The 15,791-nt window shown below is 71.5% G+C and carries 16 protein-coding genes; all 16 read left to right on the top strand.

The window, feature by feature from the left end:
• Nucleotides 1–58 precede the first annotated feature (58 nt).
• Nucleotides 59–1,123 (top strand): alpha/beta hydrolase family protein, encoded by a 1,065-nt coding sequence (locus ACLQ3K_RS07795; protein WP_425998348.1) that lies wholly within the window; start codon nt 59–61, stop codon nt 1,121–1,123.
• The gene (locus tag ACLQ3K_RS07790) at nt 1,120–1,965 is read left to right on the top strand and encodes a saccharopine dehydrogenase NADP-binding domain-containing protein (protein WP_425998346.1); all 846 of its coding nucleotides are present in this window, start codon (nt 1,120–1,122) and stop codon (nt 1,963–1,965) included. Before ACLQ3K_RS07795 ends, ACLQ3K_RS07790 begins: the two co-directional genes overlap by 4 nt.
• Nucleotides 1,950–2,789 (top strand): PaaX family transcriptional regulator C-terminal domain-containing protein, encoded by an 840-nt coding sequence (locus ACLQ3K_RS07785; protein ID WP_425998344.1) that lies wholly within the window; start codon nt 1,950–1,952, stop codon nt 2,787–2,789. Before ACLQ3K_RS07790 ends, ACLQ3K_RS07785 begins: the two co-directional genes overlap by 16 nt.
• 9 nt (nt 2,790–2,798) lie before the next feature.
• Entirely contained in the window at nt 2,799–3,800 is a 1,002-nt protein-coding gene (gene rfbB, locus ACLQ3K_RS07780; RefSeq protein WP_425998342.1) for a dTDP-glucose 4,6-dehydratase, read from the top strand.
• A 145-nt stretch (nt 3,801–3,945) separates the two neighbouring features.
• Nucleotides 3,946–4,575, top strand: a complete 630-nt coding sequence (gene kstR, locus ACLQ3K_RS07775) for a cholesterol catabolism transcriptional regulator KstR (RefSeq protein WP_425998340.1) — start codon at nt 3,946–3,948, stop codon at nt 4,573–4,575.
• A gap of 128 nt (nt 4,576–4,703) precedes the next feature.
• Nucleotides 4,704–5,522 (top strand): MlaE family ABC transporter permease, encoded by an 819-nt coding sequence (locus ACLQ3K_RS07770; RefSeq protein ID WP_425998338.1) that lies wholly within the window; start codon nt 4,704–4,706, stop codon nt 5,520–5,522.
• Nucleotides 5,522–6,382: an MlaE family ABC transporter permease gene (locus ACLQ3K_RS07765; RefSeq protein ID WP_425998336.1), complete on the top strand. Its 861-nt coding sequence runs from the start codon at nt 5,522–5,524 to the stop codon at nt 6,380–6,382. The genes ACLQ3K_RS07770 and ACLQ3K_RS07765 overlap by 1 nt, the downstream gene beginning before the upstream one ends.
• Before the next feature lie 10 nt (nt 6,383–6,392).
• Nucleotides 6,393–7,424, top strand: a complete 1,032-nt coding sequence (locus ACLQ3K_RS07760; protein ID WP_425998334.1) for an MlaD family protein — start codon at nt 6,393–6,395, stop codon at nt 7,422–7,424.
• 1 nt (nt 7,425) lies between these two features.
• A complete protein-coding gene (locus tag ACLQ3K_RS07755; RefSeq protein ID WP_425998332.1) occupies nt 7,426–8,430 on the top strand; it encodes an MlaD family protein in 1,005 nt (334 codons plus the stop codon).
• Nucleotides 8,427–9,419 carry an MlaD family protein gene (locus ACLQ3K_RS07750; protein ID WP_425998965.1) on the top strand — a complete coding sequence of 331 codons (993 nt, stop codon included), beginning with the start codon at nt 8,427–8,429 and terminating at the stop codon, nt 9,417–9,419. The genes ACLQ3K_RS07755 and ACLQ3K_RS07750 overlap by 4 nt, the downstream gene beginning before the upstream one ends.
• Nucleotides 9,419–10,501, top strand: coding sequence for an MlaD family protein (locus tag ACLQ3K_RS07745; protein WP_425998329.1), 1,083 nt, complete (start codon nt 9,419–9,421; stop codon nt 10,499–10,501). Before ACLQ3K_RS07750 ends, ACLQ3K_RS07745 begins: the two co-directional genes overlap by 1 nt.
• Nucleotides 10,501–11,526 carry an MlaD family protein gene (locus tag ACLQ3K_RS07740; RefSeq protein ID WP_425998327.1) on the top strand — a complete coding sequence of 342 codons (1,026 nt, stop codon included), beginning with the start codon at nt 10,501–10,503 and terminating at the stop codon, nt 11,524–11,526. Before ACLQ3K_RS07745 ends, ACLQ3K_RS07740 begins: the two co-directional genes overlap by 1 nt.
• Nucleotides 11,523–12,599, top strand: coding sequence for an MlaD family protein (locus tag ACLQ3K_RS07735; RefSeq protein ID WP_425998325.1), 1,077 nt, complete (start codon nt 11,523–11,525; stop codon nt 12,597–12,599). Before ACLQ3K_RS07740 ends, ACLQ3K_RS07735 begins: the two co-directional genes overlap by 4 nt.
• Before the next feature lie 19 nt (nt 12,600–12,618).
• Nucleotides 12,619–14,709, top strand: coding sequence for an acyl-CoA dehydrogenase family protein (locus ACLQ3K_RS07730; RefSeq protein ID WP_425998323.1), 2,091 nt, complete (start codon nt 12,619–12,621; stop codon nt 14,707–14,709).
• Between the two features lie 44 nt (nt 14,710–14,753).
• A complete protein-coding gene (locus tag ACLQ3K_RS07725; protein ID WP_224645331.1) occupies nt 14,754–15,539 on the top strand; it encodes a 2-keto-4-pentenoate hydratase in 786 nt (261 codons plus the stop codon).
• A gap of 22 nt (nt 15,540–15,561) precedes the next feature.
• Nucleotides 15,562–15,750 carry a ferredoxin gene (locus ACLQ3K_RS07720; protein WP_013128373.1) on the top strand — a complete coding sequence of 63 codons (189 nt, stop codon included), beginning with the start codon at nt 15,562–15,564 and terminating at the stop codon, nt 15,748–15,750.
• Nucleotides 15,751–15,791: the final 41 nt, after the last annotated feature.

The raw sequence follows: 15,791 nt of genomic DNA, 5'->3' as shown, positions 1-15,791 counted from the left end.
CTCTATCGGATCACATAACTTTCTTTTCGCAAACGGTCGTTGTTGCTACGATAGTTTCATGAGTAAGAAGACCTGGGCCCTCGCGGCCGTCGCACTCGTCGCCGCCCTCGTGGCGCCCCTGGGCGTCCGGATCGCGGTGGCGAACACCTTCGCCTTCGACGAGCACTCGGTGAGCGTCCCCGTCACCGACGCGGTCGCGGCGGGCGGAACCGTTCCCGACGCGCACACCGGCGGCCGTCTCGACGGCGTGCTCACCACCCCGAAGGGGAGTCCGGGCCGCCACGGCCTCGTCGTCTTCGTGCACGGCGACGGTCCGGCGAACGCCTCCCGGGACGACGCCTACCGCCCGATCTGGGAGGCCTTCGCCCGCGCCGGCTACGCCACCCTGTCGTGGAACAAGGCCGGCGTCGGCGGCGCCCCCGGGAACTGGCTCGACCAGTCGCTCGCCGACCGCGGCGCCGAGGTCGCCGCGGCCCTCGACTGGGCCCGCACCCGGCCCGAGATCGACACCGGCCGCATGGGCGCGTGGGGCGTCAGCCAGGGCGGCTGGGTCCTCCCGCCCCTGGCGGCACGCCGCCCGGACCTGCGCTTCCTCGTCCTCGTCGGCGCGGCGATCAACTGGCTCCGCCAGGGCGAGTACAACCTCCGGTCGGACCTGCGCGACGCCTCCGACGAGGAGAAGCAGCGCGCCTTCGCCCGCCGCACCGCGAACATCGCGCTGCTCGAGCGCGGCGCCACCTACCAGGAGTACCTCGCGGCGAAGGTGGACGAGAAGCCGATGACCGAGGAGCGCTACGGCTTCGTGCTGCGCAACTTCCGCGCGGACGTCACGCCCGACCTGGGGCGCATCGCCGTGCCCACCCTCCTGCTCCTCGGCAGCGCGGACCGCAATGTGGACACCGCGGAGACCGCGCGCGTCTACGCCGCGCGGATGCGTCCCGGGCTGCTCACCGAGCGCACCTTCCCGGGCGCCACGCACAGCCTCACCCGCGACGACATCGAGTACCGCCCGGACGATCCCCGGGTCATCGCCCGGGCGGTCATCGCACCTCGCGAGATCTACGCGCCCGGCTACCTCGACGCGCTCACCGACTTCGCGTCCCGGCAGGAGGCCGCGCGATGAGGGTCGCCGTCCTGGGCGCCGGCGCGATGGGGGCCCGCGCCGCCCGGACCCTGGCGGGCCTGCCCGGCGTCGAGGCGCTCGTCGTGGGCGACCTCGACGGGGGCGCGGCCACGTGGGTGGCGGCGGGACTCCCCGGGGCCACCGCCCGCAGGATCGACGTCACCGACGGGCCGGCGCTGCGCGCCGCGTTCGCGGGCGTCGACGCCGTGCTCACCACCGTCGGACCCTTCTACCGGTTCGGCGCGGACGTCCTGCGCGCCGCGATCGAGACCGGGACGGACTACCCGATCGCCCTGCGACTCCCGCGCGGGCGGCGCGGAACCGGCTGGACCGTCGGCCATCCCGAGCCCGTCACGCTGCACCGGACGGCGGCACCGTCGGGCGAATCGGCCTGTCTCATGCTGCTCCGGCCCGCCACGGCCGCCTACCTCGACGTGCTCCGGCGCGACATCGACGCCGGGCGGCTCGCGCCCGACGATGCCGCGGGCATGCTGGAGCCGCCGTCGTGGCCGCGGGCGCTCCGCTCGCTCCCCGGGGCCTTCACCCGCCCCGGCCCCGGCGACCTGCCGGCCTTCTTCGCCGCCGCGGACGGCACCGTCGACGGGCGCCCCGTCCGGGTCTGCGCGCGCCTCGAGACCGACGGTGCGCTGCTGCACGACATGGCCGCCGTCACCGGGGTCCCGGCGGCACTGGCGACGGGGCAACTGCCCGGCGTGCGCCGCCCCGGGGTGCACCCGCCCGACGCCGTGCTCGACGGTCCGCGGCTGTTCGCCGACCTCGCGGTAGCGTTTCCGGGCACGCGCGTGATCGTCGAGGAGGAGGCCGGATGGCTGACGGACTGATCTCGACGCGCGCGCTCATCGAGGCGATGCTCCGCGAGGACGCGACGATCGACGCGGGCGAGCTGTACGCGGTCGCCGACGCGCTCGGGATGGGCGATCAACAGGTGCGCCTCGCGATCAAGCGGCTCGTGGCGGAGGGCCGGTTCACCGTCGCCGGGCGGGGCCGCGGTGCCGTCCTCACCGCGACCGACGCCACCCGGGCCGGCATCGAGCCCGACCGCGAGCACGTCAGGCTGATGTACGCGCAGGACCGCGGGGAGGCGCCGTGGGACGGCGTCTGGCACCTGGCCGGCTTCGCCGTGCCCGAGGCGGAACGGGAGGCACGCGGCGCGCTCCGCGACGCCATCGTCGCCCTCGGCGGCGCGCCCGTGCAGGGCGGCCTGTACGCCTCCGCCCACGCCTGGGAGGAAGCGCTGCGGGAGACCGCCCGCGAAGCCGGCGCCGCGACCTACCTCACCACCCTGAGCAGCACCGACCTCGACGTGGGTGGCGCGCGCGGCGCCGCCGCCGCGGCCCGCCTGTGGCCCCTCGACGAGCTGGCCGACGGACACCGTCGGCTCGCGGACCGGGCGACCGAGGCCCTCGAGCGGACCCCCGACGCGACGCACGCCGAACGGCTCGCGCTGACGGTCGGCCTCGTCGCCGAATTCACCCGCGCGCACGAGCCCGATCCCCTGCTGCCGCCGGAGCTGCTGCCGCCGAACTGGATCGGGGCGCGGGCCCGCGACAGCGCCGCGCGCGCGTGGGCGGCGCTCGCGGCCGCGGAGGCCGATTCGTCCCTGCGACTCCTCCGCTGGTTCGACGCGCCCTTGCAACCCCACTAACCTGGTCCCATGCACATCGTGGTCACCGGCGGCGCCGGCTTCATCGGCGCGAACTTCGTCCGGCGCACCGTCGCGACCCGCCCGGACGTGCGGATCACCGTGCTCGACGCGCTGACCTACGCCGCGAACGAGTCCTCGCTCGACGACCTGCGCGAGCGGATCGACTTCGTCAAGGGCTCGATCGTCGACCCCGCCGTGGTCGACGAGGTGGTCGCGGGCGCCGACGCGGTGGTGAACTTCGCTGCGGACACGCACAACGACAACTCGCTGAGCGATCCGTGGCCCTTCCTGGACACCAACATCCGTGGCACGGCCGTGCTCCTCGACGCGGCGCGCCGGCACGACGTCCGGCTGCACCACATCTCGACCGACGAGGTCTTCGGCGACCTGCCGTTGGACACGGCCGAGCGGTTCACCGAGGACACCCCCTACCGGCCGTCGAGCCCGTACTCGGCGTCCAAGGCCTCGTCGGATCACCTGGTGCGGGCGTGGGTCCGCAGCTTCGGCGTGCGCGCGACGATCTCCAACTGCTCCAACAACTACGGCCCCTACCAGCACGTCGAGAAGTTCATCCCGCGGCAGATCACGAACATCCTCGCGGGCGAGAGGCCGAAGCTCTACGGCGCGGGCGCCAACGTGCGCGACTGGATCCACGTCGACGACCACAACGACGCGGTGTGGGCGATCCTCGACCGGGGCGCGATCGGCGAGACATACCTCATCGGTGCCGACGGCGAGCGGTCCAACCGCGAGGTCCTCCGCACCCTGCTCGCGATCATGGGCCGCCCGGCCGACGACTTCGACACCGTCCCCGACCGGCCCGGACACGACCTGCGCTACGCCATCGATTCGAGCAGGCTCCGCCGCGAGCTGGGCTGGGCACCGGCGCACGCCGACCTCGACGCCGGCCTGCGCGCCACCGTCGACTGGTACCGGGAGAACCGGGCGTGGTGGGAGCCCGGCAAGGCGGGGGTCGAGGCGGCCTACGCGCGGCGCGAAGCCGGCTCCTGAGGCCGCCGATCGTGTGATCTTCGACCGAACCGGACCAGAACGCACTGGTCCGGCACGAAAACCTGTTTCAATTGTCGCGACATCAAATGCGACCCGACCGTCCGGACACCTGCCGGCGGCCGAAGAGATTCCGAGGTGACCACCCATGCCGCCCGAAGGCACCCCCGCCGCCACCGCCACTGCGCCCGCGCCCACCCCGTCGAGGGAGGACCTCGACACCGCGGGGCAGCGCGAGCGGCGTAAGCGCATCATCGACGCCACGCTGGCGCTCGCCCGCAAGGGCGGCTACGACGCGGTGCAGATGCGCGCGGTGGCGAAGAAGGCCGACGTGGCGCTGGGCACCCTGTACCGGTACTTCCCGTCGAAGGTGCACCTGCTGGTCGCCGGCCTGGTCAGCCAGTTCGAGCGCGCGGGCGAGCGGATCGGGAAGGCGCAGATCCCGGGTGACACCGCGGCGGAGCGCCTGATGTTCGTGCTCGACCGCAACACCGAGGCGCTGCAGCGGGCCCCCTTGCTCACCGAGGCGATGGTGCGGGCCTTCATGTTCGCCGACGCCACGGCCGCGGCCGAGGTCGAACGCGTCGGCCGCCTCCTCGAGGGCATGTTCGCGCACGCCCTCGGCGTGGAGGACCCCGACGAGCGCCAGCGCGATACGTTCCACCTCATCGCCGATGTGTGGATGGCGAACCTGGTCGCCTGGGTGACGCACCGCGCGTCGGCCACCGAGGTGCAGAAGCGGCTCTCCGTGGCCGTTGACCTCCTCATCAAGGACTGACAACAGCGCAGGTCACATCGGGTACTCCAGGGAAAAACTGAAACACGTACTAGTTTTGCCCCGGCAGTTGATACGCTCCTCTCGAAAATGAGGAGAGGACACCCGATGGTGGTATTCGGAGGCCCGGCGTGAGGGCCGCGGCGCTGTACCGGTTGTACCGGTTGGCCGCGATCGTCACCAAGAGCCTGTCCACGATCGGACGGTCGGTGGTGCTCGCCGGCGAGATCATCTCCTGGACGGTCCGCGGGATCCTGAAGCGGAACTTCGCGGTCGGCGAGACGATCACGCAGGCGGTCACGCTGCTGCGGGTCACCACGCTGCCGGCCATCCTGGTGGCGATCCCGTTCGGCGCGGTCGTCTCCGTTCAGGTCGGCGCGCTGGTCGACACCGTCGGCGCGAACTCCCTGGTCGGCGCCGCGTCGGGCATCGGCATCATCCGGCAGGGCGCACCACTGGCCACGGGCGTGCTGCTCGGCGGCGTCTGCGCCTCGGCCATCGCCGCCGACCTCGGATCCCGGACGGTCCGCGAGGAGCTGCAGGCCATGCAGGTCATGGGCGTCGACCCGATCGCCCGCCTCATCGCTCCCCGCATGCTCGCGTTGATGATCATCGCGCCGATGCTGCTCGTCGCGATCGTGGCGGTGGCCATGATCGTGGCCCTCACCGTCTCGGTGTGGCAGTTCGGGCTCAGCTCCGGCGGCTTCTGGTCCTCCTTCGGCGCCTTCTCGGCACCGTCGGACCTGGCCTTCGCGGTCCTCAAGGCGGAGACCGGCGCGATGATCGTCGGCCTCGTCGCCGGCCTGCGCGGCCTCGAGGCCTCCGGCGGCCCGCGCGGCGTCGCCGACGGCGTGAACTCCTCGGTGGTGCTGTCGATCACCCTGATCTTCCTGTCCTTCCTCGGCCTCACCCAGCTGCAGACGATGTTCTTCCCGAGTCAGGTGGCCTGATGACCACCACGAATCCCCCCGCGCCCGCGAAGCCGAAGAAGAGTTCCGCCCTGAACTCGAAGCCCGCGAGCCTGATCGCCCGGATCGGCGAAGCCGTGGTCTTCGTGGCCCAGTCCATCTACCTCGTGCCGGTCGCGCTGATGAAGTACCGCGGCGAGACCTCGCGCGTCCTCAAGCAGCTGGCATGGGGCCGCGGGTCCGTCGTGGTCGACGGTGGCGTCGTCGTCATGATGGTCATCCTGGGCGCGGCGAGCGGCGCCGCCGTCGCCATCGAGGCCTACGCGGGCCTCAACCTCATCGGTTTCGGCCCGCTCACCGGCGTCATCGGCGGCCTCGCCAACATCCGCGAGATGATCCCGATCTCCGCCGGCATCGGCTTCGCCGCGCAGGCGGGCTGCCGCATGACCGCGCAGATCGGCTCGATGCGGATCGCGGAGGAGATCGACGCCGTCGAGGCACTCGGCATCCGCTCGATCCCCTACGTGGTCAGCACCCGCCTCATCGCCGGCATCGTCGTGGTGATCCCGGCGTACATGCTCACGCTGCTGCTCGCCTTCCTCACCTGCAAGCTGATCGTCGTCGTCTTCCACGGCCAGGCGCTGGGCACCTACAACCACTACTTCGAGCAGTTCCTCAGCCCGGGCGACATCGCACTGTCGACGCTCAAGGCCGTGGTCTTCTGCGCCGCCGTCACGATCATCCACTGCTACTACGGGTTCTTCGCCAAGGGCGGCCCGGAGGGTGTCGGCCTCGCCAGCGGCCGCGCCGTGCGCGCCAGCCTGGTCACGGTGCTCACGCTCGACTTCATCCTGACCATCATGTTCTGGGGCATCACCCCCACGATCATCTTCAAGGGTTAGGGGGAGACCGATGTACGAACTGCTCGGCGGCACACCCGGTCGCCAACAACGCGTCTTCTTCACCGTCGGCGTCGCGGCGATCGCCGTGATCCTGATCGCGGCCGTCGCCGGTGTCGTCGCCTCCCGGTTCCCCGCGTCCGACCCGCGCCTCGCGCTCACCGTCGAATCCGCCGACGTCGGGCCCGGCGTCAAGACCGGCACCCGGGTCACGCTGCGCGGCGTCCCCGTCGGCGAGGTCGAGTCCGTGGTCATCCCGCGCGCGGGCCAGGCCCGCGTGGCGGTCCGCCTCGACCGCGGGAGTCTGCGCGGCCTCACCGACGCGCTGTCGGTGCGGTACCAGCCCGGCAACTACTTCGGCGTCACCGAGATGGCGCTGGTGCCCGGGCAGGGCGGCGCCGACCTCCGCTCGGGCAGCACGCTGCGCCCGCGCTCGAGCAACGACACGATCTCCGACCTGCTCACGCGCAGCGCGGTGTCGGTGTCGGGCGTCATGACGCCCAAGCTGATCGAGGTGACCCGCAAGGCCACCCAGTACACCCAGGCGATCACGCCGCTGCTCCAGGTGGCGTTCTCCGTCGAGCAGCAGAACGCGCGGTCGGTGAAGGTGCCGATCGGGACCACGCTGCGCACCGTCCGCACCACGCTCGACGGTGCGCCGGGCCTGGTCGAGGGGGCCTTCGAGGGCTGGTTCGTGCCGCAGATGCGGGGCGGCGAGGTCGCGGGCACGCTCGACTACACGGTCAACAACTACGACAAGATCGACAAGACGACCACGCTACTCGGTACCGGCTTCTTCACGCCGCTGGCCGACATGTTCGGCTCGCACGAGACCGAGTTCACGCCGGGCACCGTCATGCTGCGGGTCATCATGGACAGCACCACCAAGGTGATGCGCACCGTCAGCGTCCCGCGCCAGATCGTCCCGCTGATCACCGGCGTCAACAGCGCCTTCATCACCGTCCCGGAGGGCACCGCACTGCGCATGAACGTCATCGCCGATCGACTCCCGGGCGCCGCCTCGGTTCTCGAAGGGGGGCGATGACATGCGCGCCAAGAACACTCGCGCCACCATCACCCTCGCGATCGCCCTGATCATCACGCTCGTCATCGCGGTGGGCATCTTCGCCGCCCTGCGCAACCCGGCGGGGGGCGAGACCCGCGACTACGAGGCGCACCTCTCCGACGCCTCCGGCCTGCGGGTGGGTAGCGACGTCCGGCTGCGCGGCGTGCTGATCGGGAAGGTCACGGCGGTCGAGGTCCGCGGCACCGCGGACGGGAACGGCAACGAGGCCGTCATCGGCTTCTCGGCGCAGGACGACCACCCCGTCACGTCGACCACGCGGCTCGCGGTGAAGTACCGCAACCTCACCGGTGAGCGGTTCATCGAGATCCAGCCCGGCAGCTCCGCGGGCGGCGCGCCCACGACGTCGATCCCGATGTCGCGCACCACCCCGTCGTTCGACATCACGACCCTGTTCAACGGGCTCGCGCCCGTGCTCCGCACCCTGAGCCCCGAGGACGTCAACGAGCTGACGCGGAACCTGTTGGGGCTGTTGCAGGGCGACGACACCACGGCCGCGCAGACCTTCGGGGCGATCGACCGGATCACGGCGAACCTCGCCGACCGGCAGACCGTCATCAAGACGCTCATCGACAACGTCACCCGCGTCGCCAACATGATCAACGACTACTCGCCACAGGTCGTGGAGTTCATCCTCAACTTCGACCTGCTGCTGACGAAGGTGCTCGAGAACCTCGACGAGTTCCGCCGCACCGCCACCTACGGTCCGGGCTTCGGCGCCGCGACCAACCGGGTGCTCACCGCCCTCGGCCTGTCCAAGGACCTCGACGTGGAGAAGCTCATGCGCACCGCCTTCCAGGACCCGGGCGCCGCGGTGCAGGCGATGGGCCGGCTGCCCGGCCTGTTCACCGGCGTCGCGGCACTGCTCGGCGCGCCGCCCGCGCCCTGCTCGAAGGGTTCGGCGCCGCTGCCGAACAAGGTCACCGTGCTGACCGGCGGAACGAATGTGACGGTGTGCCTGAAATGATCTTCACCGGACGCCCGCCCTGGCGCGGACTCATCAACCGCAGCACCAAGCTCGGCGCGATCGCCGTCGCGGTGGCGCTGCTCATCACGGCCGTGCTGGCCTTCGTCTACCTGCGCCCGCCGGGCCAGAAGGAACTGACCTTCGTCACGCAGGACGCCGCGCTCATCAAGCCGGGCGTGGAGGTGCGCGCCTCGGGCGTGCGCATCGGCTCGGTCTCCTCGGTCGAACTCCGCAAGGACGACGTGCAGGTGACCACACGCATCGACGATTCGGTCTTCGTCGGCGATCAGACCTCCGTCGCGGTCCGCATGCTGACCGTCGCGGGCGGCTTCTACGTGGCGGTGTCGTCGGCCGGACGGGCCGCCCTAGGCGACAAGCCGATCCCGCGGAACCGGGTGAGCCTGCCGTACAGCATCGGCGACCTCCTGCAGGACACCCCGGAGAAGCTCGAGCCCGTCGACCGCACCCAGCTCGCCTCCTCGATCAAGGCGCTGAGCACCGGGCTCGATGCGAACCCCGGCTCGGTGGACAACATCGTGGAGGGCGTGAACTCGCTCCTCGGCCAGCTGACGGAACAGCGCGACCAGATCGGCCGCATCATCAACGTCAGCACCCAGTACGCGACCGGATTCGCCGAGCAGCGCGAGACGATCATGAACATGATCCACAAGGCGTCGCTGGCGATCGTCACGCTCGATCAGACCGCCACCAACTTCGGGATCGCCTACCAGGGCCTCGCCGGGATGTTCGGGAAGATCAAGCCCTTCCTCGATCTGTACTGGAAGTACCGCGACACCCTCGGCGACGCCTTCGCGAAGATGGAGACCGCGCTGAAGACGACCAACGTGACCATCCCGGCCATGATCGGCGAACTGCAGAAGGCGATCGACACCATGCAGAAGAGCCTGGAGAAGCAGGGCAAGCCCATGCCGGCCGATACCGTGCTCGCCAGCCGCCTCTGCTTCCCGACGGCGACGGTGAGCTGCTGATGCGCACGACGAGGATCACCCTGCTCGCCGCCGCCGCGGCGCTGGTGGCACCGCTGGTGCCCGCCGGCATCGGCACGGCCGCGGCCGCCGCCAGCACCCAGTGCGCGTACCTCGCCGACGGCATCGGCCTGTACCCGGACAACGACGTGACCCAGATGGGCGTCAAGATCGGCTCCGTCCGGAAGGTGGAGCCCTCCGGCGACGGCGTGAAGGTCACCTTCGACGTCTCCGGCCGCACGCTGCCCGCCTCCGTGAAGGCGGTGACGCGCTCGACGTCGATCCTCGCGGACCGCTCCCTCGAGCTGGTCGGCAACTACTCCTCGGGAGCCACCCTCAACCCGGGCACGTGCATCACCCGCGAGAACTCGGCGACGCCGAAGTCGATCTCCGAGACCACCTCCGCCGCGACCCGCCTGGTCGACTCCGTCACCGAGGGCGGCGCCTCCGCCGACCTCGGCAGGCTCCTCACGCGCCTCGACACCGAGGTCGGTCCGTCGGTGCCGCCGCAGGCGGCGCGCTCGCTCACGAACCTCTCGACCGTACTCAGTGATCCGGCCGGCTTCCTCGGCGACGTGACCACCGTCGTCAGCAACGTCCGTCCGCTGATGCAGAGCATGGACCAGCAGTGGGGCGAGCTGCTGCTCACCCTGCAGCACGTGGGGAACGTCCTCGACCAGTACGGCAAGATCACCTTCCCGGCGGTGTCCGAGATCTTCCAGACGCTGCCCGTGTTCTTCCTCGTCGGCGACGACATGATGCGCCGCTACGGCCACATCCTGCGTCCCGGCGGCACGATGGCGGCAGACGCGGTGAAGCTGGCCGCGAGCGGCGTCAGGTCGAACGACGCGCTCGCGCGGATGCTGCCGGTCTTCGGCTCGCAGATCGCGCCGTACCTCCCGCGCGGCGACGAGGCGCCCACCGCCGTCGCGGGCGTGCCCGTCACCACCGTCGCCACCCGTGACCCGAACGCCCTGTGCGCGCAGATCAACGCGCAGGCGCCGGGCGCCTGCACGGTGGTCGCGGGCAAGGCCCAGACCGCCACCGTCGACCTCGCGCAACTGCCGTTCCAGGGAGGCCGCTGATGTCCCGCACCCGCAGTGCCGTGCGCTGGCTCCCGCGCAGGGTCTCCGCCGCGATCGTGATCGGCGCGGCCGTCGTCCTCGCCGGCTGCGGCGTGAGCCCGGCCAACATGGACATGCGCAATCCGCTCGGCGACGGCGACCAGTACGAGGTGAAGCTGCAATTCGCCGACGTGCTGAACCTGCCCATCGGCGCCCGGATCTCGCTCGGCGGCCTGACCGTCGGCCGGGTGAAGGCCGTGGCCCTCGGCGAGGACGCCGCGACGGTCACCATCCGCGTCGACAAGACCGTCTCGCTCCCCTCGGACATCCACGCGTCCGTGCTGCAGGACACCCTCCTCGGCGAGGCCTACGTCCGGCTGGAGACGGCGGAGAAGTCCACCGGCACCGCGGCACCGCTGCGCGCCGGTTCGGTCCTGCCGCTGAGCCAGACGAGCCCGCCGCGGTCGGTGGAGAGCACGCTCACCATCCTCGCCGACTACTTCGGCAGCGGATCGGTGCAGGACGTCAGCAAGACGATCACGCGGCTGAACACCGCGCTGCCCAAGGACCGCCCGCAGTTCGACCTGCTCTCCGCGCAGCTGAACCGCGATGTCACCGGCATCGGCGCCAGTACGGCGGAGGTGAACCGCCTGCTCGACTCCGCGACCGAGATGGCCGACCGGATCGCCAAGCAGGAGAAGAATTTCAAGGACACGCTCTCGCCGTACCACCTCAAGTACTGGTCGAACCAGGGCAAGCTCATGTCGAACATCGGCGTGCTGCTGCCGGCCGTCGGCGGCATGCTGCAGCAGGGTTCCTGGCTGATCCCGCTGATGAACTCGTCGTCCGACCTCTTCGAGCTGCTCACCGCCGACATGGTCTCGCTGGGCTCGGCAATCCACGGCGGCTCGATCCTGGTGAACAAGAACCTCGCCCCCTTCCTGAAGAAGCCGGTGGTGAAGATCGACTCGGTGACCAACACTGCCGGGCAGGACGTCTCCCCCGGCGCACTCAAGGTGCTGCGACTGATCGGACAGGCACGATGACCCGCTCCGGACTCGCCTCCACCCTCGGCCTCATCGCACTGGTCGTGGTGTCCATGCTGCTCCTGGGCAACCAGGGCGTGCAATGGTTCTCGCCGTCCGACGAGCGGGTCGCGTACATCCGCCTCACCGACGCCAACGGCCTGCAGGAGGGCTCACGCGTCCTCGACCGCGGCGTCGAGGTCGGCAAGGTGCGCGGGCTCACCGTCGACGCCGACCGGGTCGAGGTCGAGGTCGGTTACGCCAAGGACACCCGGATCACCCAGGGCGCCAAGGTCCGCGTGCAGAACCTCTCAGGTCTCGGCGAGACCTACCTGACCATCGCCCAGGGCGACGGTGCCGCGGTCCCCGACGGCGCCCGCCTCGAGGGCGTCGTCGACACCGCCGACTCCACCGTCGGCGCGCTGTCGAGCTCCCTGTCCCGCCTGATGAAGCAGCTCGATCCCGCGACGGTGCAGCGCCTCCTCGCCCGCGCAGACGACGCGCTGCCGGACGGCGAGCAGACGGTGCCGACCATCGACGCCGGCGCGGTGCTCACCGCCACGTCGATCCTGCGCCAGCTGCCCGACATCAGCGATCTCCTGCAGTCCTTCAATTCGATCACGCCCCGCGCCGGCGACGTCGGCGCGCTGCTGCTCAGCCTCGACCAGCCGCTGCGCACCTTCGGCAAGGGCTACGGCGAGATGGCGCCCTACTCCGTCTCGTACATCAGCAAGGGCGAATATCCGAACGTCATCAAGGACGGCATGCTGGAGCTGTTCAAGGTGATCCAGGGCTTCGAGGACGGTGCCGCGCCGAGCGTGCAGTACCTGTCCGAGCTGATGCTCCCGTCCGTCCGGGCGATCGCCGACCCGCTGTCCACCATCAACGGCGGGCAGCTGCTCGATACCGCGCTGGCCTCGGTCCGCGGCCGCTCCGGGGCCGTCACCCTGCGTCTGGCGCCGTCCGACACCCGCCCCGCGAGCCCGTCGTCGGCGAAGCCCTCCGCCAAGCCTTCCAGCGCGGCGTCGAGCTCGAAGCCCACGGCTCCGTCCAGCAGCACCGCACCGTCCAGCACCCCCGCGCAGCCCCGCTGACGCGGGCCGAAGGAGAACCGTGGCCCTCGCGATCACCGATGTCCAGACCGCCCTCGCCGAGTCGATCCGCGACTGGGCCGAGCGCGCGCACCCCGTCGACGCGGTCCGCTCCGGCGACGCCGGCGCGGTCGAAAAGGCCTGGCGCGGACTGGCGGACATCGGCGTCTTCGGCATCACGCTGAGCGAGGACCTCGGCGGGTTCGGCGGCACCGCCGACGACGCCGCGGCCGCCGTCGAGGCCGCCACCACCGTTCTCGCCCCCGGCCCCGTGGCGGGCACCGTCGCCGTGGGCGTCCTCCTGGAGCGGTACCTGGGCGGAACGGACCGGCTCGCCGCCGTACGCGCGGATCTCGCCGCCGGCGAGGCGCGGGCAGCGATCGCCGTCGACGGTGACGGCGCGCTCGCCCCGGATGCCACCCCGCAGTCGCATCTGCTGCTCGAGTCGCCGTCGGGCGCCTGGCATCTGCTCCCGCCCGGGCATCCCGGTGTCACCGTCGAACCGCTGCCCGGCCTCGACACCTCCCGGCCGCTCGCCCGGATCCACCTGGAGACCCCCGACTTCGACGCGGCGACCGAGATCCCCGGGCTGACCGGCGACGACGCCCGTGCCGCGCTCGCGACCTTCGCCGCGGCCGAGGCCGCCGGCGTCGCCGCGTGGACCCTGCGCACCGCCGCCGAGTACTCCAAGGTGCGCGTGCAGTTCGGCAAGCCGATCGGCTCCTTCCAGGCGATCAAGCAGATCGTCGCCGACATGCTGTGCCGCGCCGAGCAGTCCGCGGCGCTGGCCTGGGACGCGGCCCGGTCCGTCGGGGCCGGCGGGGAGCATCACCTGGCGGCCGCCGTCGCCGCGGCCGGTGCGCTCGACGCCGCCGTGGCGAACGCGAAGGACGCGATCCAGGTGCTGGGCGGCATCGGCTTCACCTTCGAGCACGACGCGCACCTCTACCTGCGCCGCGCCACGGCACTGCGCCTGCTGCTCGGCGACACCCCCGGATGGCGCACGCGCGCGGCTGAACTCGCACTGGCAGGGGTGCGTCGTGGGCTGGACTACGAGGTCGAGGGCGATCACAGCGCCGCGGCCGCGGAGGCCGAGCGGATCGCCGGGATGCAGGCCGACGAGCAGCGGCGGGCGCTCGCGGACTCCGGTCTCCTGGTGCCGCACTGGGATCCGCCGTACGGGCGGGGCGCGGGCCCCGCGGAGCAGCTGGTGCTCGACGGTGCGCTGGAGGCCGCGGGAGTCGAGCGGCCGACGCTCGTGATCGGCGCGTGGGCCGCCCCCACGATCCTGGAGCACGGCACGCCGGAGCAGGCCGAGCGCTTCGTGTGGCCCACCCTGCTCGGCGAGATCCGCTGGTGCCAGCTGTTCAGCGAACCCGAGGCCGGGTCCGATCTCGCGTCGCTGCGTACGAAGGCGACGCGCGTCGAGGGCGGATGGTCGCTCACCGGCCAGAAGGTGTGGACCTCGCTCGCGCACGAGGCGGACTGGGCCATCTGCCTGGCGCGCACCGACGCGGACGCGCCGAAGCACAAGGGCATCACGTACTTCCTCGTCGACATGCTCTCCGACGGCATCGACGTGCGCCCGCTCCGCGAGATCACCGGCGACGTCCGGTTCAACGAGGTCTTCCTCGAGGACGTCTTCGTCCCCGACGACTGCGTCGTGGGCGCGGTGAACGGCGGCTGGCGCTTGGCCCGCACCACCCTCGCCAACGAGCGGGTGGCGATGAGCGGCTCCGGTCTCGGCGCGCGACTGGAGTCCCTGCTCGCCGACCCCGGCCCGGAACCCGATCTGGCGGAACTCGGCGGTCTCGTCGCTGAGGCGGCCTCCTGCACCCTCCTCGACCTGCGCGCCGTCATCGCGAGTGTCGGCGGGCAGGACCCGGGTGCGGCGTCCAGCGTGCGCAAGCTGGTCGGCGTGCAGCACCGGCAGGCCGTCGCGGAGGCGTGCCTGCGGCGCCTCGGGCCCGACGGTGCCGTCGCCGGCCCGGAGGACCCGGCCGATGCGCGGTACGAGTTCCTGCTCACCCGGTGCCTGTCCATCGCGGGCGGGACCTCGCAGATCCTGCGGAACGTCGCCGCGGAGCAGCTTCTCGGCCTCCCCCGGTCCTGAGCCGTTCCCTACCGCAGGACTGAAACCTGTTCTAGTATTCGAGCATGGACGATTCCGCTGTCTCCGCCGCCGCCGACGCGCTGCTCGGCGCTTACGCCGCGTGCGCGCCGATCGACCCGATCATCGGCATGTTCCCCGACGCCACGATCACCGACGCCTACCGGATCCAGCAGGAGCAGGTGCGCCGCTGGGAGGCCTCGGGTGACGCCGTGAAGGGCCACAAGGTCGGGCTCGCCTCGCTCGCGATGCAGCGGCAGATGAACGTCTACGAGCCCGATTTCGGGCACCTCACCGCGTCCATGTTCCATCTGGAGCAGATGCCGATCGACACCTCGTCCTGGATGCAGCCGCGCATCGAACCGGAGATCGCGTTCGTCCTCGGCCGCGAGCTCCGCGGCCCGGGCGTCACCGTGGCCGATGCCATCCGCGCCGTCGACTTCGTGGTCCCCGCACTGGAGGTGGTGGACTCGCGGATCAAGGACTGGAACATCTCGATCGTCGACACGGTCGCCGACAACGCCTCGTCGGGCGGGGTGATCCTGGGCAGCCGGCCCACCCGCCTCGCCGACGTCGACCTGCGCACCGTCGGCTGCACCTTCCGGATCAGCGGCGAACAGGTGGGCACGGGCGCGGGCGGCGCGGTGCTCGGCTCGCCGATCAACGCGCTGGTCTGGCTCGCGAACACCGTCGGCCCGCTCGGCACCACGCTCGAGCCCGGCCACGTCGTGCTGCCCGGCTCCATGACGCGCGCCGAGCCGGTGCGCGCCGGAGACATCGTCGTCGCCGACATGGGCCCCCTGGGCTCCGTGACGGCCGTCCTCGCCCCCTGACCGACCCCGAACGGAGAACACCATGAAGATCATCATCGGCGACGCCTGCACCGGCTTCGGTGTCTGCGAGGGCATCCGCCCCGACGTCTTCGAGGTCAACGACGAGGGCTTCGCCGAGGCCACCGACGAGGGCCTCACCGACGCCGACCGCGAGGACATCGAGTACGCGGCGTCCCAATGCCCCACGCAGGCCATCCGCATCGAGAACTGACGCCACGCCCGACGGTGCCGCCCGGGCACCGTCGGACCGCC

Origin of the sequence: Tsukamurella sp. DT100, assembly GCF_049844855.1 — a bacterium.
Taxonomy (GTDB): domain Bacteria; phylum Actinomycetota; class Actinomycetes; order Mycobacteriales; family Mycobacteriaceae; genus Tsukamurella.
This window is presented reverse-complemented; position numbering and strand designations above follow the sequence as displayed.